Annotated in this window: 18 protein-coding genes, 1 pseudogene and 1 riboswitch; of the genes and pseudogenes, 4 read left to right on the top strand and 15 right to left on the bottom strand. The window is 72.5% G+C overall.

Translation table 11 applies throughout. From position 1 onward, the window contains the following. Positions 1-96: 96 nt before the first annotated feature. Entirely contained in the window at positions 97-525 is a 429-nt protein-coding gene (locus ACH4U7_RS08515; RefSeq protein ID WP_089510307.1) for a DUF2267 domain-containing protein, read from the bottom strand. Positions 526-659: 134 nt separating this feature from the next. Further along, positions 660-1,160: an Hsp20/alpha crystallin family protein gene (locus tag ACH4U7_RS08510; RefSeq protein ID WP_398527213.1), complete on the bottom strand. Its 501-nt coding sequence runs from the start codon at positions 1,158-1,160 to the stop codon at positions 660-662. A 92-nt stretch (positions 1,161-1,252) separates the two neighbouring features. Between ACH4U7_RS08510 and ACH4U7_RS08505 the strand changes: the two genes are divergently transcribed. Continuing rightward, a complete protein-coding gene (locus ACH4U7_RS08505) occupies positions 1,253-1,639 on the top strand; it encodes a hypothetical protein (RefSeq protein ID WP_398527212.1) in 387 nt (128 codons plus the stop codon). A gap of 92 nt (positions 1,640-1,731) precedes the next feature. Here ACH4U7_RS08505 and ACH4U7_RS08500 read toward each other — a convergent pair. Both ACH4U7_RS08500 and ACH4U7_RS08495 read right to left on the bottom strand, forming a co-directional pair. After that, positions 1,732-1,875 (bottom strand): annotated as a pseudogene (locus ACH4U7_RS08500) (hypothetical protein); the annotation flags it as partial. Between the two features lie 349 nt (positions 1,876-2,224). After that, positions 2,225-3,616, bottom strand: coding sequence for a peptidase C39 family protein (locus ACH4U7_RS08495; protein WP_398527211.1), 1,392 nt, complete (start codon positions 3,614-3,616; stop codon positions 2,225-2,227). Between the two features lie 596 nt (positions 3,617-4,212). Between ACH4U7_RS08495 and ACH4U7_RS08490 the strand changes: the two genes are divergently transcribed. Together ACH4U7_RS08490 and ACH4U7_RS08485 are read left to right on the top strand one after the other, a co-directional pair. After that, positions 4,213-4,899: a uridine kinase gene (locus tag ACH4U7_RS08490; protein WP_398527210.1), complete on the top strand. Its 687-nt coding sequence runs from the start codon at positions 4,213-4,215 to the stop codon at positions 4,897-4,899. Between the two features lie 425 nt (positions 4,900-5,324). Beyond that, on the top strand, positions 5,325-7,226 hold the full coding sequence (locus tag ACH4U7_RS08485) for an AAA family ATPase (RefSeq protein WP_398527209.1): 1,902 nt from the start codon (positions 5,325-5,327) through the stop codon (positions 7,224-7,226). A gap of 59 nt (positions 7,227-7,285) precedes the next feature. Here the strand turns inward: ACH4U7_RS08485 and ACH4U7_RS08480 are convergent, their stop codons facing one another. From ACH4U7_RS08480 to ACH4U7_RS08430, 11 genes are all read right to left on the bottom strand, one after another. Then, positions 7,286-8,437: a hemolysin family protein gene (locus tag ACH4U7_RS08480; protein ID WP_398527208.1), complete on the bottom strand. Its 1,152-nt coding sequence runs from the start codon at positions 8,435-8,437 to the stop codon at positions 7,286-7,288. After that, positions 8,434-9,822: a hemolysin family protein gene (locus tag ACH4U7_RS08475; protein WP_398527207.1), complete on the bottom strand. Its 1,389-nt coding sequence runs from the start codon at positions 9,820-9,822 to the stop codon at positions 8,434-8,436. The genes ACH4U7_RS08480 and ACH4U7_RS08475 overlap by 4 nt, the downstream gene beginning before the upstream one ends. A gap of 311 nt (positions 9,823-10,133) precedes the next feature. Further along, positions 10,134-10,604, bottom strand: a complete 471-nt coding sequence (locus tag ACH4U7_RS08470) for a PH domain-containing protein (RefSeq protein WP_398527206.1) — start codon at positions 10,602-10,604, stop codon at positions 10,134-10,136. Positions 10,605-10,662: 58 nt separating this feature from the next. Beyond that, positions 10,663-11,511 carry an ATP phosphoribosyltransferase gene (gene hisG / locus ACH4U7_RS08465; protein WP_089510315.1) on the bottom strand — a complete coding sequence of 283 codons (849 nt, stop codon included), beginning with the start codon at positions 11,509-11,511 and terminating at the stop codon, positions 10,663-10,665. A gap of 45 nt (positions 11,512-11,556) precedes the next feature. Further along, the gene (locus ACH4U7_RS08460; protein ID WP_014174926.1) at positions 11,557-11,829 is read right to left on the bottom strand and encodes a phosphoribosyl-ATP diphosphatase; all 273 of its coding nucleotides are present in this window, start codon (positions 11,827-11,829) and stop codon (positions 11,557-11,559) included. 48 nt (positions 11,830-11,877) lie between these two features. Further along, on the bottom strand, positions 11,878-12,351 hold the full coding sequence (ribH, locus tag ACH4U7_RS08455) for a 6,7-dimethyl-8-ribityllumazine synthase (protein WP_398527205.1): 474 nt from the start codon (positions 12,349-12,351) through the stop codon (positions 11,878-11,880). A gap of 72 nt (positions 12,352-12,423) precedes the next feature. Beyond that, entirely contained in the window at positions 12,424-13,725 is a 1,302-nt protein-coding gene (locus ACH4U7_RS08450; protein WP_398527503.1) for a bifunctional 3,4-dihydroxy-2-butanone-4-phosphate synthase/GTP cyclohydrolase II, read from the bottom strand. A 107-nt stretch (positions 13,726-13,832) separates the two neighbouring features. Beyond that, positions 13,833-14,462, bottom strand: a complete 630-nt coding sequence (locus tag ACH4U7_RS08445; RefSeq protein WP_398527204.1) for a riboflavin synthase — start codon at positions 14,460-14,462, stop codon at positions 13,833-13,835. Next, positions 14,463-15,572: a bifunctional diaminohydroxyphosphoribosylaminopyrimidine deaminase/5-amino-6-(5-phosphoribosylamino)uracil reductase RibD gene (ribD, locus tag ACH4U7_RS08440; RefSeq protein WP_398527203.1), complete on the bottom strand. Its 1,110-nt coding sequence runs from the start codon at positions 15,570-15,572 to the stop codon at positions 14,463-14,465. A 146-nt stretch (positions 15,573-15,718) separates the two neighbouring features. Next, positions 15,719-15,849: riboswitch (FMN riboswitch) on the bottom strand. A gap of 81 nt (positions 15,850-15,930) precedes the next feature. After that, positions 15,931-17,238, bottom strand: coding sequence for an alginate lyase family protein (locus ACH4U7_RS08435; protein ID WP_398527202.1), 1,308 nt, complete (start codon positions 17,236-17,238; stop codon positions 15,931-15,933). A 217-nt stretch (positions 17,239-17,455) separates the two neighbouring features. Beyond that, positions 17,456-18,661 carry an ROK family transcriptional regulator gene (locus tag ACH4U7_RS08430; RefSeq protein WP_398527201.1) on the bottom strand — a complete coding sequence of 402 codons (1,206 nt, stop codon included), beginning with the start codon at positions 18,659-18,661 and terminating at the stop codon, positions 17,456-17,458. A 128-nt stretch (positions 18,662-18,789) separates the two neighbouring features. Between ACH4U7_RS08430 and ACH4U7_RS08425 the strand changes: the two genes are divergently transcribed. Beyond that, positions 18,790-20,013, top strand: a complete 1,224-nt coding sequence (locus ACH4U7_RS08425; RefSeq protein WP_398527200.1) for an MFS transporter — start codon at positions 18,790-18,792, stop codon at positions 20,011-20,013. The last annotated feature ends 67 nt before the right edge of the window (positions 20,014-20,080 follow it).

The following is a 20,080-nucleotide window of genomic DNA, read 5'->3' as shown; positions in this document are numbered from 1 at the left end:
GTGGAGCGTGAAGTGGAAATCACTAGTCCGCTTCTTGGTCATTTTCGGCGTCAGGAACGGAAAAGCCGGGAGGAGCCGGGCAATTGTCCGGCGTCGCTAAGGGATGACGGAGGCCAGCGACGATGGCAACCGCGCCTTCAGATCATTCCACTCGCCTTCGCTGACATGATGCTCGAGGGCTTGCAGAACGGTGCGCACCAATTGCTCGGTGTCACCTTCGATCGCGTACGGGAAGTCCGCGCGGACCCGTCTGAAGAATTCTTCACTGTTCATCTTCACCGGTGTGTGCGCGGGCCGCCACCCGTCGTAGTAGACCCCCCGCAACAGGGTCGGGAGCTGCGCGCCGAACTGCACGGCCTCGTCGACCGGGAGCCGGTCCCGCAGATGGTGCAGCACCGCGCGCAGGGCCGCGTACGACTGCTTGCGGCGCTCCTTGGGCCAGCCGTACGCCTCTTCGATCTCTTTCAGAAGCCGGTTGGCCTTGTCGACCATGGTGTCGAACGAGGAAAAGCCTGTCGCAACCATCTCGTAGTCCTTCTGCCGTCCTTACTGACGTCCTGCTGCGTTCGTCCGCGGCGTTCCACGTTCGCCCGCCGAGCGCGGCGGAACACACCCGAAGGGGCGGGTCCCACCGCGGGACGAAGCCTCCTTCGGCGGACTCAGCGGCCCCCGCTCTCGCCGGCCTCGGTGATTTCGATGTGGCGGAGCTTGGTGGTCTCCGCCTTGGGGACGTCGATCGACAACACCCCGTCGGACATGCTCGCCTTGACGCGTTCGGTGTTCACTTCGCTCGGCAGCCGCATCCGGTACTCGAAGCGGCCGGTACGGCGCGTGCTGCGGCGCAGGACGCCCTTGCTCTCCCGTTCCTTGATCTCCCCCGAAACGGCCAGTTCCGGCCCGCTCACCTCGACATCGACGTCCTGTCGGCTGACGCCTGGGAGCTCGATCTGCACGTGGTAGGACTCGTCGGTCTCGGACACGTCGGCGGACGGCGTCCAGGCCGCCAGGGCGGCGCCCGGCATCGTGCCGCCGACCGTGGATTCGAGCAGACCGCCCATCTGGTTGAGCAGATCGTCGAATTCGGCCAGCGGGCTGCGGGCCCAGCCGCGCTGACGCTCCAGCGCGCCCTCGTTTCGCGTACGTCGGACGGGCATGCTCATCGCCCATCACCTCCGTCCTCTCGGTGATCCGTGGATGTGTTGTGTCCACCGTCCGGCTCGAGGGGCGGGCCGGGCGGAGCATAGGTGGCGAGGTGGCTGAGGTGTTCATGGGCGTGGTGGATCGCCATCGCCCCTCCGCCGACGGCCGAGGCCACCCGCCGATCACCTCGCGCGCGTCGGTGTTGCACAGCACCTTCACCCGGGGGTGGCGCTCGATCCCCGGCACGTCCAGGCGGCGGTACCGGACTCCCGTGGCCGGCACGATGCTGGCGCTGATCACCTCGCCGCCGTGGCCGCCGGTGGCGATCGCGTCCATCACGACGGTGGACAGCCCCTCGGAGGCCCCGTACACGGCGGCCGCGAGCCCGGCCGGGCCGGAGCCGATGACGAGCGCATCGCAGCGGCCCTCGTCGGGGCGGGAGCCGATGATGCGGAAGCCCGCGCCCGCGCCGACCAGCAGGGCACGGCGGCCCAGGTAGGCGCGCAGGATGAGATCGCCGAGGATGGGGTCGCGGGCGACCAGCACGCGCACCCGGTCGACCGGCGCGGACAGGATCTCCCCGGCCTCGCGGGCCTGGGAGGTGGTGAAGGCGGCCTGGCCGCTGAGCAGCCCCACCTCGCGGAGGAAGCGGCCGGGGCCGTATACCCGCAGGACTCGCTCCCCGGGGCCGCCGAAGCCCTCCACGACGGCCACCGGGCCGCGCAGGACCACCATGAACTCGGTGACCCGCTCACCCTCATGGATCAGCACCTGTCCGGGCTCGGCAGGAATGCGGCGGCCGTGCTCGGCCAGGAACCCGATCTGCTCCTCGGTCAGCCGCGGGAACGCGCCGTACAGGTCCGGGGTTTCGAACGGGATCGCCTCGCCGGTCATCAGGCGGGCGGCCCGGGCTGGGTGGCCATGGATATTCACCCTTCCTCGCGCTGCGGGCGACAACCTCCCCCTGTCCAGGATGGGCAGCCGGAGGGCCGCCCGCACCTCGGATCATGGCCGAGGCGGGGCGTAGAAGGGCGGAGAGCGGCGCCCGGGGCCGCAGGGCCGGGGCCGGGCGCCGCCGGTGGGCTCAGCGGATGCCCAGCTCCTGCAGGGCCCGGCGCTGGCTCGCGGTCGGCTTGGCCGGGAAGTACAGGTAGCACACGCCCCCGGTGCCGGAGGCCACCTTGCCCTGAGCGTTGTAGCGCTTGGTGCGCAGCCAGATCGTTTCGAACTCGCGCCGCTTGTAGACGTGGCGGACCGCCGCGTTGTCGGCGGACGCCGGGTCGTTGGCGATGACATCGCCGTCGGCGGTGAAGCCGATCACGGTCATCAGATGGCCCGCGGTGCCGTAACCGGCCCCGGTCAGCTCCTCCTTGAGGAAGGACTGGGAGGTGATCACCGGAATACCGGCGGCGATCAGCTTCTCGGCGTCGTTCAGCGAGCCGAGCCGGGTGACCACGCCCTGCAGATCGCGGTACGTGGCGGCGTACGCGGCGTTGAACGGCCAGTTGCCGCAGCCCTCGTACTGGTAGTCGAAGGTGTACCGGGCGGCGTGGCAGACCTGCGGATCGGCGTAGTCGGGGTTGACCCAGGCCAGGTCCTCGGCAGTGGGCTTACGGCCCCAGTACTCGACGATCATCTGGGACGAGGTGGGGCTGCACCACGCCTCGCCGCCGTTGTCGTACTCCGGGTACTGGCCCTTGTGGATCTCCTGCGAGTAGCGCGGCACAGGCAGCTCCCGGCCGCCGGCCAGACCCGGGGTGGAGGCGGGCACCTCGAAGCGGTCGGGGACGTCCGAGCCCATCGCGCCCACGCGCCAGACCTTGGGCGTCAGGCCGCTGCCGGGCTTGCGGTAGAGGGTGAGCCGCAACTGGTACGAGGCGAGCCGCAGCCCGCTCGCCGGGTCGTCGACGGAGAAGGTGTCGGTCCACACCGCGCTCTTGCCGTCGCTCTGGTCGTCGACCGAGGTCCGCCGGATGGAGTCGGCGCCGTCGCCGGATGTCCAGCGGCCCATCACATACCAGGGGGTGTCGGTGCCGTCGGAGTAGGTGCCCTTCAGCTCGGCCTGGATCCAGGTGGAGGCCGGGGTGCTGGCGTTCCAGGAGACGATCACCTCGGTGGCCGGATGGGCCAGGGTGTGCTTAGGGGAGGTCCAGGTCGCGTACTCCCAGGAGGCGGTGGTGCCGGTGTGCGGATCGGTGTAGTCGGCGGTGCCCGCGGGGCGGGAGATGACCACGCCGGGGCGGGCTCCGGCCTCGGCGCGGATGCCGTCGCCCGTTCCGGCCCGCCAGTCGGCCAGGCTGGTCCAGCCGTGGTAGCCGATGGCGGGGGCGGCGGCTCTCCGGGCGGGCCGGGCCGCCGGGCGCACCGCCTCGGCGGCCGCGGCGCCCGTGGCGGACAGCGCGGTCGCCGAGGTGACGGCGATGGCGGCGGCGAGCACGGTGCGGCGAGGTGTGAATCCGTCTCCGGATCTGGTCATACGGGGTTCCCCCAGTCGTCGTCCGGGTGGGCCGCGGGTGCGCGACAGTCGCACAACTATGGCCGCTGCGAATGGTGTCAGGCCAGTGATTCCCGGTGCGGCACCTCATCAATATTGGTGTGGACCATTGGAGTGAGGCGGAGGGAACGACGAGGTGCGCACGGAGCCGGAAAACGGCGGCGCGACCGGGCCGGGGAGGCGCCGCGAGACCGTCCGGCAGTGGGGAGCGCGGGAGAAGGAGGGGGTACCACCCAGGCCCGAAGGGCCTAGGGTCTGTCGTCAAAGGGGGCGTCCGGCCGCGAGCGGCGTCTGGTGCGGTGCCTCGCAAGGCGGAGCGTCGCCCTCGTACTGGGCGTACTTGGGCGATGCGACAACGCGGCGAGGTGCCGCCCGCCGCGGTAGCGGCTGATGTCACTGCGGCGTCGGGAGCAGGGCGCCCCCTTTGACGACAGGCCATAGGGGGAGGGTCGAGGGCCGAGTCTGGGTGTGCCGCGTGAGGAGAGCGGGGGGTACCTCCCGTGCGGAGCTACGGGGGAGAGAGCCATCGGCACGCGACGCCGCGGGCCCTACTGTCGGACGGTCTAGGGTGGTCGGCGATGGACCTCTCCGACATAGCCACCACCCCGCCCGGCCCCCTCGCCGCCGCGGACACGCCCGACACGCCGGGCGAGCCCGATGGGCTCGATGCGCTGGCCGGGCGGCTGCGCGCGCTGCCGCCCTCGTGCGGGCCGGTCCGGCTGGTCGCGGTGGACGGGCACGCGGGGTCCGGTAAGACCACGTTCGCCGGGCGGCTGGCGGAGGCGCTCGGCGGCGCCCCCGTGCTGCACACCGACGACCTCGCCACCCACGAGGAGCTGTTCGCCTGGACCGGGCGGCTGCGCGAGCAGGTGCTCGTCCCCTTCGCCCGCGGCGCCGCCGCCCGGTACGCCGCGTACGACTGGGTGGAGCGCCGCTTCGCGGCCGACCGGCGGCGGCTCGCCCCGGCTCCCGTGGTGCTGATCGAGGGCGTGGGCACCGGCCGCCGCTCCCTGCGCCCGTATCTCGCGCGCCTGCTGTGGATGGAGGTGCCCGACGCGGAGTCCTGGCGGCGGGGACAGTTGCGGGACGGACCGGAGCTGTCCACATTCTGGGACGGCTGGCTTCCCGCCGAGCGCACGCATTTCGCCGTGGACCCTTCGCGCCCGTATGCCGAAACTCTGGTAGTGCAGCGAAAAGAGGGGTATGAGTTGCTGGCGGGGCCTGCCGTGGCGGCCCGAACCTCCCCTCGGCCTCACACTGCGTAACCGCGAGCGTCCGGGCCGCACCCGATCGGCGCTCCAGACCCGCGACGCGCGCCCCAACTCTGCTTGACCCGGGGCCCATACAGGTCTTACGTTCTCAATGTGCGACTCGTACGAGTCGCCCCACAACGCGAAGCCCCCGGTTGTTCCCCCGTGATCGGGGGCTTCGTCCTGTCCGGGGACCCTTCCGGGGGTTCTCCGGAAGTCCCTTTCCGCCGCTTTTGCTCCGCACCCCCCTCACCCTCGGTGACCAGCGTCTTCCGGCCTTTCGCGCCCCATGTGCGCCCCCGCGCACGCCGCCCGGCCAGGCAAGTTGGACACGAACAGCCGTGCGGCACCCTCGGCCCATGCGGCCTGCGCAGGTACGATGCGAAAACGGGGCAGCCGCCCCTGCGGCAACCACGGGGGCAGGGTTTGTGGGGGACGTGATGGATTTCGGCACGCAGAGTTCGCACGCCCCAGCCGATCTCGCCTGGCTGCGCGCCGTCGACGCCTACACCATGGGCGCATACGCGCAGGCCGAGGACGAGTTCCGGGCCGCGGTGCGGCACGACCCCGGAATGGCCGACGCCTGGCTCGGCCTGCACGCGCTGCGGGCCGACACCACGACCGCGCTGCTGCGGATGTACCGGCACCGCGACCGCTTCGGCGAGCAGCGCGCCCGCCACCACCGCACCCTGAACTCCTGGTACTGGCTGGGCTGGTGGGTTCAGCCGGTGCTGGAGACCAGCCGGGACCTGCTGCTCGCGCACGCCTCCCACTGGCTCGACGGCCGCCACGTACCCGAACTCGACCGGGCCCTGGCCGGCTGCCCGCCCGTCGAGGCCGATCCGCAGGCGCGCTTTCTGCACGCCTGCCGGGCGTATCTGGTCAAGGACTGGGAGCAGCTGGTGCGGCACACCGAACCGCTGCTGGACGATCCGTTACTGGGCATCGAGGCGGGGCTGTTCGGCGGGATGGCCCGGGTGCGCCTGGAGATGTTCGGTCAGGCCGAACCGCTGCTCGCCGCCGCCTTGATGCGCTGCCGCAGCGAGCAGCCGCAGCGCAAGGAGCTGCGCTACTGGCTGGCCCGCGCCCATGAGGGCACCGGCCGCAGCGCCGCGGCGCTGCCCCTCTACCGCGCGGTGCACCGCATCGACCCGACGTTCATGGACACCTCGGCCCGGCTGGCGGCCATAGCCGAGGGCGACGGCCTGGACGAGACCGCGGATCTGGCCGCCGTATCGCTGGCCGGGCTCGGCAGCCAGGACGCCGCCGAGGGCCGCGACGCCCCCGCCACCGACCCCGACCCGCTGGTGGCGGCCGATCCGCCGGACGGCCGCGAGCTGCGCACCACCGGCCCGGATCCGGAGGGCTCGCCGCTGGTGAGCTCCCCCGTGGTGACCCCCGACGGCCCGCGCGAGCGGATCGGCGTGCCCCCGCAGCCCGGCCCCTCCGACCCTGTCCTGCTGGAGAACGCGCTGCAGGAGCTGGAGCGCATGGTCGGCCTGGAGCCCGTCAAGCGGCAGGTGCGGGCGCTGTCGGCACAGCTCCATATGGCCCGGCTGCGCGCCGGGCAGGGCCTCCCGGTCCAGCCGCCCAAGCGGCACTTCGTCTTCTCCGGCCCCTCCGGCACCGGCAAGACCACGGTCGCCCGGATTCTCGGCCGCGTCTTCTACGCGCTCGGACTGCTGGGCGGCGACCATCTGGTGGAGGCCGGGCGCGCCGATCTGGTCGGCGAGTATCTGGGCCAGACCGCCGTGAAGGCCAATGAGCTGATCGACTCGGCGCTCGGCGGGGTGCTGTTCGTGGACGAGGCGTACTCCCTGTCCAACTCCGGCTACAGCAAGGGCGACGCGTACGGCGACGAGGCGCTGCAGGTGCTGCTCAAGCGCGCCGAGGACAACCGCGACCGCCTCGTGGTGATCCTGGCCGGCTACCCCGAGGGCATGGACCGGCTGCTGGCCGCGAACCCCGGCCTCGGCTCGCGCTTCACGACGCGCGTCGACTTCCCCAGCTACCGCCCGCTGGAGCTCACCCGGATCGGCGAGGTCCTGGCCGCCGAGAACGGCGACATGTGGGACGAGGAGGCGGTGGAGGAGCTGCGCTCCATCAGCGGGCACGTCGTGGACCAGGGCTGGATCGACGAGCTGGGCAACGGGCGGTTTCTGCGGACGCTGTACGAGAAGAGCTGCGCCTACCGGGATCTGCGGCTGTCCGGCTGGACCGGCGCGCCGACCCGCGAGGACCTGGCCACGCTGCGGCTGCCGGATCTGATGCAGGCCTACGGCGAGGTCCTTTCGGGCCGCGGCCCCATGTACCGCGACCCGCAGGACCCGCCGCTGGAGTAGACCCGAGGCGAACCGAGCCTGAGACAAGGGAGGGCCTACGGCTGAGCGGGGGTCCCCGCTCAGCCGACCATCGCCCGCTCCTCCTCCGCCGAGGCCGCGGAAGACGCGGGTTCGGAAGACGCGGGTTCGGAAGACGCGGGCGCCGCCTCGCCGCGGGGCTCGGCCACCCGGTCGCGGGTCCCGCCCCGGTGGGCGGGGTCGCGCACCTCGCCCACCAGCATCTCCAGGACGTCCTCCAGGGCGACGAGCCCCAGCACCTTACCCGAAGCGTCGGCGACGGCCGCCAGATGCGCGGCCGCCCGCCGCATCACGGTGAGCGCGTCGTCCAGCGGCAGTTCCGCCCGCAGCGTCCCGATCGGGCGCCACAGACGCTGGGGTACGGCCCGCTCCCGGGCCTCCAGGTCCAGGACGTCCTTCACATGCAGATAGCCCATGAAGGCCCCGCCGGCCCCGCGCACCGGGAAGCGGGAGTAGCCGGTCCGTACGGTCAGTTCCTCGATCTGCCGGGGCGTGACCGAGGGGTCGACGGTGACCAGGCCCGCCGGGTCGAGCAGGACGTCCGTGACCGGGCGGCTGCCCAGCTCCAGGGCGTCGGCAAGCCGCTCGTGCTCGCCCGGGTCGAGCAGCCCGGCCTGCCGGGAGTCCTCTACGAGGTGGGTCAGCTGCTCGCTGGTGAACACCGCCTCGACCTCGTCCTTGGGCTCCACCCGGAACAGCCGCAGCACCAGCCGGGCGCAGGCGCCGAGCAGCGCGGTGACCGGCCGGCACAGCCGGGCGAAGGTGACGAGGCCGGGCCCGAGCCACAGCGCGGTCTTCTCGGGGGCCGCCATGGCCAGGTTCTTCGGCACCATCTCGCCGATGACCAGGTGCAGACAGACCACCACCGCGAGCGCGATGGCGTAGCCGAGGGGGTGGACAAGACCGCTGGGCAGATGGACGGCGTGGAAGACCGGCTCCAGCAGATGCGCGACGGTCGGCTCGGCGACCGCGCCGAGCGTCAGCGAGCAGATGGTGATGCCGAACTGCGCGGCCGCCATCATCTGCGGCAGGTTCTCCAGGCCGGTGAGCACCGTACGGGCGCGGGCCGAGCCCTCGGCCGCGCGCGGCTCGATCTGGCTGCGGCGGACGGAGACGAGGGCGAACTCGGCGCCGACGAAGAAGCCGTTGGCGAGGACCAGGAGAGCGGCGAAGAGAAGTTGGACCAGGCTCATCGTTCCGCCCCCCGCGCGGCGGCGCCGCTTGCCGTGAGTGTGCCGGTGGCGGCGGCCGCCTCGGCTCCGGTGCCGGTGCGTATGATCCGCACCCGCTCGGCCCGGTGGTGTCCGACCTGCCGGACCGAGAGCTTCCAGCCGGGCAGCTCGGCGGTGTCGCCGACGGCCGGGATCCGCGCGAGGAGGTCGGCGACCAGCCCGGCCACCGTCTCGTACGGCCCGTCCGGCGCCTCCAGGCCGATCCGACGCAGGGTGTCGACGCGGCAGCCGCCGTCGGCCTCCCAGGCGGGGCGGCCGTCCTCGGCCGGGGCCGGCATGAGGTCGGGGGTGTCCGCGGCCTCGTCGTCGTGCTCGTCGCGCACCTCGCCGACCAGCTCCTCGACGATGTCCTCCAGGGTGACCACGCCCGCCGTACCTCCGTACTCGTCGACGACGACGGCTATCGGCTGCTCGCTGCGCAGCCGCTCCAGGAGCGGCTGGACGGGCAGCGTCTCGGGGACGAGCACCGGGGGCTGGGCGATCCGCGCGACCGAGGTGCGCAGCCGCTCCTCCGAGCGCACCGCGAGGGCGTCCTTGAGGTGCACCATGCCGACCACCTCGTCGAGGCGGTCGCGGTAGACGGGGAAGCGGGACAGCCCGGTGGCGCGGGTGAGGTTGAGCACATCCTCCGCGGTCGCGGACGTCTGGAGGGCGCTCACCCGCACGCGCGGGGTCATCACATGCTGCGCGGTCAGGTCGCCGAGGGAGAGGGTGCGTACGAACAGGTCGGCGGTGTCCTGCTCGATCGCGCCGGCCCGCGCGGAGTGGCGGGCCAGGGAGACCAGCTCACCGGGGGTGCGGGCGGAAGCCAGCTCCTCGGTGGGCTCGACGCCGAGCGCCCGCACCAGCCGGTTGGCGACCGTGTTGAGCAGGGAGATGACCGGGCGGAAGAAGCGCGCGAAGGCGTACTGCGGCCCGGCGACGAACCGCGCTACCTGAAGCGGCCGGGAGACGGCCCAGTTCTTGGGCACGAGCTCGCCGACGATCATCTGGACGGCGGAGGCGACCAGCATGCCCACGACGACCGCGACACCGGAGACCGCGCCGTGCGGCAGCCCGGTGGCGGTCAGCGGCGGGGTCAGCAGCTCACCGAGCGCCGGCTCCGCGAGCATGCCGACCACCAGGGAGGTGATGGTGATGCCGAGCTGGGTGCCGGAGAGCTGGAAGGACAGCTCGCGCAGGGACTCGACGACGGTCCCGGCCCGGCGGTCGCCCTCGGCGGCGGCTCGCTCGGCGTCCGGCCGCTCGACGGTGACCAGACCGAATTCGGCCGCCACGAAGAAGCCGTTGGCGAGGATCAATACGAGTGCTGCGGCGAGCAGCAGGAGGGACAGGGTGGTGCTCATGCCGCCGCCATCGGTTGATGAGGGGCGGCGCAGGTACTACAGGACGATCCGTCCATCTCTGGAGGGAGTCACTCCTCGGGTCGCAGGGGCCTGCCAGGGCGCGCACAACGGCGCGCGGACAGGTGGTACGGGCCGGGGCACTGGCAGCGCCCCGGCAACAGAGTAATCAAGGATCCGGCTTTCCGGGCAGGCCCCGGTACCCGGACAGGGCCGATCGGGCGGCCTCAGGGCGTGCCCCCCTTTTTTTTGGCGGTTCGCCTTCGGGGCGCTACAGCCCCTGTCGACGGTCGACAGGGTCGCGCCCCTTCGGCTCACTCGCCCGTGCCGTGGTGCTCGGCCAGGGCCCGCAGAGTGCGTGCGTCGTCGATGGCGCGGGCCTTGGCGATACCGGGCTGGATGCCCATCGCGGCCAGGCTGGTGCCGTCGGAGAGATCCAGGTAGACCCAGGGGTCACCGGGCCGCAGATTGACCCGGAGGACCTCCGCCCACGCCAGCCGGCGCTTGGTCGTCAGGTTGACGACGGTCACCCCGTCGGCGTCGGCGACCACCTTGGGCCGGCTGAGCAGCGCCAGCACCCCGAAGAACAGCAGACCGGTGAAGACGAAGCTCAGCTTCTCCCCCGGGCTCAGCCGCTCCAGGAGCAGCCCGATCGCGCTGAGGACGACGACCAGGGCGACCCCCGTGGTCAGCAGGACGGCCCGGGTGCGGGTCGGCCGGAAGGTGACGGGGAGGGCGGGGAGCCCGGCAGGGGGCTGCGCGGGCGCCGGCTCAGAGGCGGACACGTGGCGTGGGGTCTCTCCGTGAGAGGAACGGTGGGTCTGGTGCGGGGATGTCCGGGGCTCAGAGGCGGCAGGCGTGGATGCCGGTGGTCAGGATGGCCCGCGCCCCCAGGTCGTACAGCTCGTCCATGATCCGCTGGGCGTCCTTGGTGGGGACCATCGAGCGGACCGCGACCCAGCCCTCGTGGTGCAGCGGGGAGACGGTGGGCGACTCCAGGCCGGGGGTGAGGGCCACGGCCCGCTCCACCTGCTCGACGCGGATGTCGTAGTCCATCATCACGTAGCGCCGGGCCACCAGGACGCCCTGCATCCGGCGGAGGAACTGCTGGACCTTGGGGTCGTCGGCGGGGGCGCCGGTGCGGCGGATGACGACGGCCTCGGACTCCAGGATCGGCTCGCCGATGATCTCCAGACCGGCGTTGCGCAGGGTGGTGCCGGTCTCGACGACATCCGCGATGACCTCGGCCACACCGAGCTGGATGGCGGTCTCGACGGCGCCGTCGAGGTGTACGACGGCGGCGTCCACGCCGTTGTCCGCGAGGTGCTTGGTGACCAGGCCGGAGAAGGAGGTGGCGACCGTCATACCGCCGAACTCGCTGACGTCCTTCGCCGTGCCGGGCCGGGTGGCGTAGCGGAAGGTGGAACCGGCGAAGCCGAGCTGCATGATCTCCTCGGCCTGGGAGCCGGAGTCGAGCAGCAGATCACGGCCGGTGATGCCGATGTCCAGGCGGCCGGAGCCGACGTACACGGCGATGTCGCGGGGGCGCAGGAAGAAGAACTCGACGTCGTTCTCGGAGTCGACGAGCACCAGTTCCCTGCGGTCCTTGCGCTGCCGGTAGCCCGCCTCATGGAGCATCGCCGACGCAGGCTCGGACAGTGAACCCTTGTTGGGGACGGCGATGCGCAGCATGAGACCTTTTTCCTTACGTGGGCGAGGGTTGGGGCGGAAGCGTGCTCAGAGGTGAGCGTAGACATCGTCGAGGGTCAGGCCCCGGGCGATCATCATCACCTGGAGGTGGTAGAGGAGCTGGGAGATCTCCTCGGCGGCCGCGGCGTCGCTCTCGTACTCCGCGGCCATCCACACCTCGGCGGCCTCCTCCACGACCTTCTTGCCGATGGCGTGCACACCCGACTGAAGCAGGTCGGCGGTGCGGGAGGTGGCGGGATCGGCCGTGAGGGCCTTCTGCTGAAGCTCGGCGAAGAGCTCCTCGAACGTCTTCTTGGGCATGATGCCCGTCATCCTACTGGGGTCACACGATCCGACTCGGCGCCAGGGTCAGGCGACCGACCGCAGGGTGACGACGGTGGCGACGGCCGCGGTGACGGCCTCGTGGCCCTTGTCCTCGTTCGACCCTTCGAGCCCGGCCCGGTCCAGGGCCTGCTCCTCGGTGTCGCAGGTCAGCACGCCGAAGCCGATGGGCACCCCGGTGTCCACGCTGACCTGGGTGAGGCCCTGGGTGACGCCCTGGCACACATAGTCGAAGTGGGGGGTGCCGCCGCGGATGACGACGCCCAGGGCCACGACCGCGTCGAAGCCGCGGTCGGCGAGGGCCTTGGCGGCCACCGGCAGCTCCCAGCTGCCCGGTACGCGCAGCACGGTCGGCTCATCGATGCCCAGCTCGTGCAGGGCGCGCCGCGCCCCGTCGACGAGCCCGTCCATCACCTGGGCGTGCCATTGGGCGGCCACGACGGCCACGCGCAGGTCTCCGCCGTTCTCCACGGACAGCTGGGGGGCTCCCTTACCGCTCACGTCTACTTCTCTCCTTGGTGCGGGTGTTGCTCTGGTGCGGGTGGTGCTGGGGCTACGGGTACGGGGCTGCGGCTACTGGTTGCCGCAGGCGGACATCGGCTGGGGGCGGCCGCTCTCCAGCCACGGCAGGTCGTGGCCCATACGGTCGCGCTTGGTGCGCAGATAGCGCAGGTTGTGCTCACCGGCCTGGACCGGCATCGGCTCCCGGCCGGTGACCCGCAGCCCGTGCCGGACCAGCGCCGCGGTCTTCTCCGGGTTGTTGGTCATCAGGCGCAGCGAGCGCACACCGAGGTCGGCGAGGATACGGGCGCCGGCGGCGTAGTCACGGGCGTCGGCGGGCAGGCCGAGTTCGAGGTTGGCGTCGAGGGTGTCGCGGCCCAGCTCCTGAAGCTCGTATGCGCGCAGCTTGGACAGCAGCCCGATGCCGCGGCCCTCGTGCCCGCGGAGATAGACCACCACGCCGCGGCCCTCGGCAGTGATCCGCTCCAGGGAGGCGTGCAGCTGGGGGCCGCAGTCGCAGCGCTGCGAGCCGAAGACATCGCCGGTCAGGCACTCGGAGTGGATACGGACCAGGACGTCCTCGCCGTCACCGATGTCGCCCTGGACGAGGGCGATGTGCTCGACGCCGTCCGTGGTGGAGCGGTAGCCGTACGCCTGGAAGTCGCCGAAGGCGGTGGGCAGCCGGGTCTCGGCCTCGCGCCGCACGGTGGGCTCGACAGCCCTGCGGTAGGCGATCAGGGCCTCGATGGAGATGATCGCCAGCCCGTTCCGGCGGGCGAAGGCGACCAGTTCGGGCAGGCGCAGCATGGTGCCGTCGGGGCCCGCGATCTCGCAGATGGCGGCGGCCGGGCGCAGCCCCGCCAGCCGGGCGAGGTCGACGCCGGCCTCGGTGTGGCCGTCGCGGGTGAGCACACCGCCGTCGCGGGGGCGCAGCGGGAAGATATGGCCGGGGCGCGCGAAGTCCTCGGGGGTGGAGTGCGGATCGGCCAGCAGGCGCAGGGTGGTGGACCGGTCGGCGGCGGAGATGCCGGTGCCGACGCCGTGTTCGGCGGTGGCGTCGACCGAGACGGTGAAGGCGGTGCGCATGGACTCGGAGTTGTCCTCGACCATCTGCGGCAGCCGCAGCCGGTCGAGGTCGGCGGCGTCCAGGGTGGCGCAGATCAGGCCGCGGCACTCGCGCATCATGAAGGCGACGATCTCGGGGGTGGCCTTCTCGGCGGCGACGATGAGGTCGCCCTCGTTCTCCCGGTCCTCGTCGTCCACGACCACGACGGGGCGCCCGGCGGCGATCTCGGCAATCGCCCGCTCGACGGAGTCGAGGGACAGTTCGTCGGGCCATTCGGGGGCGCTCTGCGGGCTCGGCACGGCCGGCATGCCCTGCACGCTCTGCACGCTCTGTACGGGGGTCATGTGTCGCTGCTTCCTGGTGGTCCTGCCGTCCCTGCTGTTCGTGGGCTCCTGGACGTCGCCGACGGGGGCGGTCATGCGACGGCCTCCTCGTCCGTGCCGGCCGGGGCGCCCGCGCCCTTGCCGAGCAGCCGCTCGACGTACTTGGCGAGCACGTCCACTTCGAGGTTGACGGGGTCGCCGGCCTGCTTGACGCCGAGGGTGGTCAGGGCGAGGGTCGTCGGGATGAGGCTGACGGTGAAGTAGTCGGGGCCCGCGTCGACGACGGTCAGGCTGATGCCGTCGACCGTGATGGAGCCCTTCTCGACGACATAGCGGCTCAGATCGGCGGGGAGCGAGATCTTGACGATCTCCCAGTGCTCGGAGAGCTTGCGCTCGATGACGGTGCCGGTGCCGTCGACGTGACCCTGCACCAGGTGGCCGCCCAGGCGCCCGCCGAGCGCCATCGGGCGCTCCAGGTTGACGCGGGAGCCGACGGCGAGGGCGCCGAGGCTGGAGCGGTTCAGGGTCTCGGCCATGACGTCGGCGGAGAACCGGCCGTCCTCGAGGTCGACGACGGTGAGGCAGACGCCGTTGACGGCGATGGAGTCGCCGTGCTTGGCGCCTTCGGTGACGACGGAGCCGCTGACCAGGAAGCGGGACGCGTCGCCCAGGTTCTCGACGGCGACGATCTCGCCCAGTTCTTCGACGATTCCGGTGAACATTCAGCTCTCCTCGGGTGCGACAGGGGCGGTGGGCGTCGGCACGGCGGTGATGCGCAGGTCGGGACCGAGCCTGGTGACGTCGGTCAGCTCCAGGCGTAGCGCGTGGGTGATGGTGGTGATTCCGGCGTCGGCGAGGGCGGGGGCGCCGGCGCCGAGCAGTGCGGGGGCGAGATAGCCGACGACCTTGTCGACGGCGCGGGCGGCCAGGAACGCCCCCGCGAGCGTGGGGCCGCCCTCCAGCAGGACCGAGCGGACCCCGCGCGCGTGGAGCTCGCCGAGCAGCGCGGGGATGTCCAGGCCCGGCCCGGACGCGGCGCGCGGCAGCCGTACGGTCTCGGCGCCCGTCAGCCGTACGGCGGGGGCGTCTTCGGCGACGGCGATCAGGGTGGGCGCGGTGCCGTCCAGGACCCGGGCGTCCGGGGCGATGGTGGCCTTGCTGTCGAGGACGACGCGCAGCGGCTGCCGGGCGCCGCCTTGGCCACGTACGGCGAGGTGCGGATCGTCGGCGCGCAGGGTGCCGGAGCCGACCAGCACGGCGTCCGACCCGGCGCGCAGCCGGTGCACATCGGCGCGGGACTCGGCGGAGGTGATCCACCGGCTGGTGCCGTCGGCGGCGGCGCTGCGCCCGTCCAGGGTCGCGGCGTACTTCCACAGCACGAAGGGGCGGCCGAACCGCATGGAGGTCAGCCATGCCTCGTTGACCGCGGCGGCCTCCGCGGCGAGCAGTCCGCTCTCGACGGCGGTCCCAGCGGCGGCCAGGGTGGCGGCCCCGCCGGCGGCCTTGGCGTTGGGGTCGGCGACCGCGTACACGACGCGGACGATCCCGGCGTCCAGCAGCGCCTGGGCGCAGGGGCCGGTGCGGCCGGTGTGGTTACAGGGTTCGAGGGTGACGACGGCGGTGCCGCCGCGGGCCCGCTCGCCGGCCGCGCGCAGGGCGTGGACCTCGGCGTGCGGTCCGCCGGCCTGCTGATGCCAGCCCTCGCCTGCGGTATGGCCGTCGGCGTCGAGGATGACGCAACCGACCACGGGGTTGGGGCTGGTGTGGCCGAGGCCCCGGGCGGCGAGCGCTATGGCACGGCGCATCGCTTCGGCTTCGGCGGTGGTGGCCACCGGGTCCTCCTGCCTCTTCGGGCACGGACTCCGGGGCTGTCGAGATGACAGAAGCGGAAAGACGGCATCGGGGAACGCCTGGGCCGGGATACGGTCCGCCACAAAAAGCGGGCCGCCGAGCGCGGCGCACCGGTGCACTACTCCCGCCGCGCACTGCCTCCCATCCGGACTTTCACCGTCGGTCCAGGAATTTCACCTGGTCAACCGGCCGCTGGCAGCGGACGGGTCGCGGACTGTAACCGCCGGTTCGGATTTTCACCGACCCCGGAGTGCGCTGACGTCACTGGTACGGCCCCAGTGTGCCATGGGACATCGGCACAGCTGGGGCCGCGGGAGTGTGGCTTGCCTCACCCGTCCGTCAACCAGTGGTGGCGATGCTGTCAAGCTGCTCGACGGCCGGCCGCAGCGCCCACAGGTCGCCGCCGGGCGGTGCCTGGAGCGCGGGGAGTGCCGCCTTGGCCTTGCGGTCGCCCGCGTCGGCCGCCGCGTGCACGATGTCGCTGGCCGCGTAGGCGCGGAAGTCCAGCTCCGGGTACGGCCAGGGCTTGGCCCCGGTGGCCGCGGGGAGCAGTACGTCGACGGCCTTGAAGAGGTTCGCTCCGTCCGGCCCCGTGTAGTGCCACAGGTCCACGCCGACGTGCTCGCCGACGGCCGCGAGGCGGGTGAAGGCGACGAGGTTGAAGGTCGAGTAGTGGAAGCTGCGGGTGCGGGAGAGCTCGCCGGGCTGGGTGCCGTCCGCCGCGATCTGGGCGTCCACGCGCTTGGTGCGGGCCTCGCGGACGACCTGGCGGGCGAGGTCCCGGTCGCCCACGGCGGCGGCGATGGCGGCGATCTGCATATCGGCGAACGTGCCGTGGTTGTTCTCGGCGGCGCTCTCCTCCTTGCCGAAGTCGCTGTTCACCAGCCAGTCCAGGAACTGCTTGTTCCAGGTGCGGAAGCCGGCGTGGTCGCCGCGGGACCAGCCGGGGGCGCCGGTGTCGAGGATGGCGGCGGCGTCCAGCAGGCTGGTGAAGCCCTGGGAGAAGTCGATGATGCCGATCGAGCGGCCGTCGTACTTGCAGGGGATGAACTGGGCGTGGTTGAGGCTGGGGTTCATCCGGGTCGCGGGGTCGACGAACCAGGTGCGCAGGATCTCGGCGGCGTGCTCGGCGTAGCCGCGCTTACCGGTGTAGTACCAGGCCAGGGAGAGCTCATAGGCGGACTCGAATACCTTGCCCACCTCGGGACGGTCCGTCATCTTGTCCACGTCGGGGTTCCGTTGGCCATCCTTCTGAACGTAGGGGCAGCCGTACGGATTGTCTTCGGTCTTCGGCTGGGTGGGCCACCAGTACGGGGCCTGGCTGAAGTAGTCGTGCTTGTCGCCGCTGGGCGGCACCTGGTCCTTGTCGGTGACCGTCCAGGGGCCCTGGTTCATCCACTGGTCGGCCCGGGCGGTCAGATCGCGTACGGTCCGCTTCAGCCGCGCGTCTCCCAACTGCAGCTTCACCTTGGTCACCGCCAGCCGTGGGCCGTCGAGCACCACGGTCTCGGGCACCGGGGCCGGATGGCGGGCGGGTTCGGCGCCCTGGGCGGAGGGGGCGGCGGGGAGGGCGAACACTGCGAATAGCGCGGCAAGGGCGACGGCGGCGCGAGCGATCGGCCCACGTGCCGGAGAGGATGCACCCATCGAGGGACTCCAATCAGCTATCTGAACAGAATTCAGGAGCGCGATCGTGGGTCAGGCTATGCGGAGGCCATGCTCACGACAAGAGATCGCGCATAACTCCGCGGCGGCGAGAAGGGGCGGGAGGAGAGGTACGAGGGCGGCGTGGCACCGGGCCGCGGACCGGCAAAGGGGCACGGACCGGCTAAGGGGCACGGACCGGCTAAGGGGCACGGACCGGCTAAGGGGCGCCGAACAGCTGGTTCTGGGCGGCGTCCGTGGCGGTCAGGACCGCGCCGCGCAGCACTCCGCCGCCGCCCACCACGCCGGCCCGCACCTGGGTGCGCAGCGGCGACATGCCCCGCAGCCGGTCCCCCACGCGGCGCGCCAGGGCGGCGCCCCCGGCCCGGCCCACCTCTCCGCCGAGCACCACACAGCCCGGGTCGAGCACCGCGCACACCGCGGCCGCGCCCACCGCGATCCGGCCCGCGAGCGCGTCCAGGAACGGCTCGCCCCGCTCCCCCTCGTCCACCGCGGCCCGTACGACCGCCTCCGCCGCGCGCGCGTCGTCCGCCGGGTCGGCCGACAACCCCAGGTCGCGAGCGAGTTCACAGACCGCGGGGCTGCTCGCGAGCGAGTGGAAGCCGCCGTCGCAGGCGGTCGCGGACGGCAGCCCGGGCGTCCACGGCACCGGCATGAAGCCGATCTCCCCCGTCCCTCCGGAGGCCCCGCGTCTGAGCACCCGGTCGAGCACGACGGCCGCGCCGACGCCATGGCCCAGCCACAGCAGCACGAAGGTGTCCCGGTCGCGGACCACGCCGAGCCGCTGCTCGGCGACGGCGGCCAGATTGACCTCGTTCTCCAGCAGCACCGGCGCCCCGAGGCCGGCGTGCAGGGCCGCGCTCAGCTCGCGGTGCCAGCGGGGCAGTGCATCGGTGGCGGCGAGTTCGCCGGTCGCCGGGTCGACGAGCCCCGGGGCGCCGATGCCGATGTGGTGCAGCCGCTCGGCCCCGGCCTCCCGGGCGGTGCGCCGCACCAGGTCCACCGTGGCCTCGGCGGCCCGCGCGGGCTCGACGTCGGCGGCGACCGGCAGCGACGCCTCGGCGAGGGTGTTGCCCAGCAGATCGGCCACGCACACCGCCACGCTCCGCGCGCGGACGTCCACGCCCGCCACATGCGCGCTGTCGGCGACGATGCCGTACACCCGGGCGTTGGGCCCCCGGCGCTCGGCGCCCGTCTCCCCCACCACCGCGATCAGCCCGGCGTCCCGCAGCCGCTCCACGAGGTCCGCGATGGTGGGCCGGGACAGCCCGGTCAGGTTCTTGAGCTGGCCGGCGGTCAGCGGCCCCTCATCCTTGAGGAGGTGCAGGGCGAGGCGGTCGTTGATCGCCCGCGCCGTACTCGGAGAGGCGATACGGCCCGCCAGGGGCACGCGCGTCGACGTCATGGCGGGATCCTTTCAGAGGGCCGCTCATATGGACCCTATCTATCAGGGAGCCTTCCTGATAGTTTCCATGGTCGAAATCGCGTCTCCAGAAGGTCTCCAAAAGTCTCCGGAAGGGTGGGCAGCGGGGTATGGACAGCGATATGGACGCGAAAGCGCTACGCCGGGCGCGGGTGGCCGTGGCGACCGTATTCGCCGTCCACGGCGCGGTCACCGGCAACTTCGCCACCCGCGTCCCCTGGATCCAGGAGCACCTGGACCTCAGCGCGGGCCTGCTCGGCCTCGCCCTGGTCTTCCCCGCGATCGGGGCCTCCGTCGCGATGCCCCTGGCCGGGCGGATCAGCCACCGCTTCGGTGCCCGCGCCGCCCTGCGCGGGCTGATCGCGCTGTGGTGTCTGTCGCTGGTGCTGCCCCCGCTCGCGCCCGGCCTGGTCTGGCTGTGCGCCGCGCTGTTCGTCTACGGCGCCTCGGCCGGGATGGCCGATGTCGCCATGAACGCCCTCGGCGTGGAGATCGAGACGCGGCTGGGCCGCTCCATCATGTCCGGGCTGCACGGCATGTGGAGCGTCGGAGCGCTCCTCGGCTCGGCGGCCGGCACGCTCGCCGCCCACGCCGACGCGGACGCCCGGCTGCATCTCGGCCTCGCCGCCGCCGTGCTCACCGTGATCGGCGCGGTCGTCTGCCACTGGGTGCTCGATCTGCGCAGCGCCCCCGAGGAGCACCCGCCGCCCCGCTTCGCCCTGCCGCCCCGCTCGGCGCTGATCATCGGCGCGGTCGGCTTCTGCGCGGTGTTCGCCGAGGGCGCGAGCCTGGACTGGTCGGCGGTCTATCTCCGGGACGTCCTGGACTCCTCCCCCGCCCTCGCCGCCGCCTGCACCACGGCCTTCTCCTGCACCATGGCCGCGGCCCGGCTCGTCGGCGACGCGGTGGTGGGGCGCTTCGGCGCGGTGCGGACCGTACGCGTGGGCGGCGTCCTGTCCACGGCCGGCGGTGTGCTGATCGTGACCGCCAACGGCCCCGCCCTCGCCATCGCCGGATTCGGCCTGCTCGGCCTCGGCGTCGCGGTGGTCGTCCCGCTCGCCTTCGCGGCGGCCGGGCGCAGCGGGCCGAATCCCAGCCAGGCCATCGCGGGCGTCGCCACGATCACGTACACCTCGGGGCTGATCGCCCCGGCCGCGATGGGCTCGATCGCCGACGCGACCTCGCTGACGGCCTCGTTCGGTGTGGTGGCGGTGCTGACGCTGGGGCTGGTGGTGGGAGCGGGCGTGCTGCGAAGCGCGTCGTCCGAGCACGCGGGCGCGGCGGCGCGCGACGGCCACGCGGACGCCGCGGCGCCGAGCACTACGCCGCACTGACAGCGCACGCCGCCCCTGTCCCCGCTACGCCGCTCCGTCGCGTGAGGGCGTGGCCCGCCGGAGCCGG

The organism is Streptomyces sp. NPDC020845 (genome assembly GCF_044334165.1).
Lineage (GTDB): Bacteria > Actinomycetota > Actinomycetes > Streptomycetales > Streptomycetaceae > Streptomyces.
The sequence above is the reverse complement of the archived record's forward strand: the minus strand, read 5'-3'. Positions and strand labels throughout refer to the sequence as shown.

Coding starts and splice junctions, on each gene's coding strand:
- ACH4U7_RS08430 (WP_398527201.1), bottom strand. CDS start 18,661: ATGACGTCGACGCGCGTGCCCCTGGCGGGCCGTATCGCCTCTCCGAGT.
- ACH4U7_RS08435 (WP_398527202.1), bottom strand. CDS start 17,238: ATGGGTGCATCCTCTCCGGCACGTGGGCCGATCGCTCGCGCCGCCGTC.
- ACH4U7_RS08475 (WP_398527207.1), bottom strand. CDS start 9,822: ATGAGCACCACCCTGTCCCTCCTGCTGCTCGCCGCAGCACTCGTATTG.
- ACH4U7_RS08450 (WP_398527503.1), bottom strand. CDS start 13,725: ATGCCGGCCGTGCCGAGCCCGCAGAGCGCCCCCGAATGGCCCGACGAA.
- ACH4U7_RS08445 (WP_398527204.1), bottom strand. CDS start 14,462: ATGTTCACCGGAATCGTCGAAGAACTGGGCGAGATCGTCGCCGTCGAG.
- ACH4U7_RS08490 (WP_398527210.1), top strand. CDS start 4,213: ATGGACCTCTCCGACATAGCCACCACCCCGCCCGGCCCCCTCGCCGCC.
- hisG (WP_089510315.1), bottom strand. CDS start 11,511: ATGCTGCGCATCGCCGTCCCCAACAAGGGTTCACTGTCCGAGCCTGCG.
- ACH4U7_RS08495 (WP_398527211.1), bottom strand. CDS start 3,616: ATGACCAGATCCGGAGACGGATTCACACCTCGCCGCACCGTGCTCGCC.
- ACH4U7_RS08485 (WP_398527209.1), top strand. CDS start 5,325: ATGGATTTCGGCACGCAGAGTTCGCACGCCCCAGCCGATCTCGCCTGG.
- ACH4U7_RS08480 (WP_398527208.1), bottom strand. CDS start 8,437: ATGAGCCTGGTCCAACTTCTCTTCGCCGCTCTCCTGGTCCTCGCCAAC.
- ACH4U7_RS08515 (WP_089510307.1), bottom strand. CDS start 525: ATGGTTGCGACAGGCTTTTCCTCGTTCGACACCATGGTCGACAAGGCC.
- ACH4U7_RS08425 (WP_398527200.1), top strand. CDS start 18,790: ATGGACAGCGATATGGACGCGAAAGCGCTACGCCGGGCGCGGGTGGCC.
- ACH4U7_RS08460 (WP_014174926.1), bottom strand. CDS start 11,829: ATGCCCAAGAAGACGTTCGAGGAGCTCTTCGCCGAGCTTCAGCAGAAG.
- ACH4U7_RS08510 (WP_398527213.1), bottom strand. CDS start 1,160: ATGAGCATGCCCGTCCGACGTACGCGAAACGAGGGCGCGCTGGAGCGT.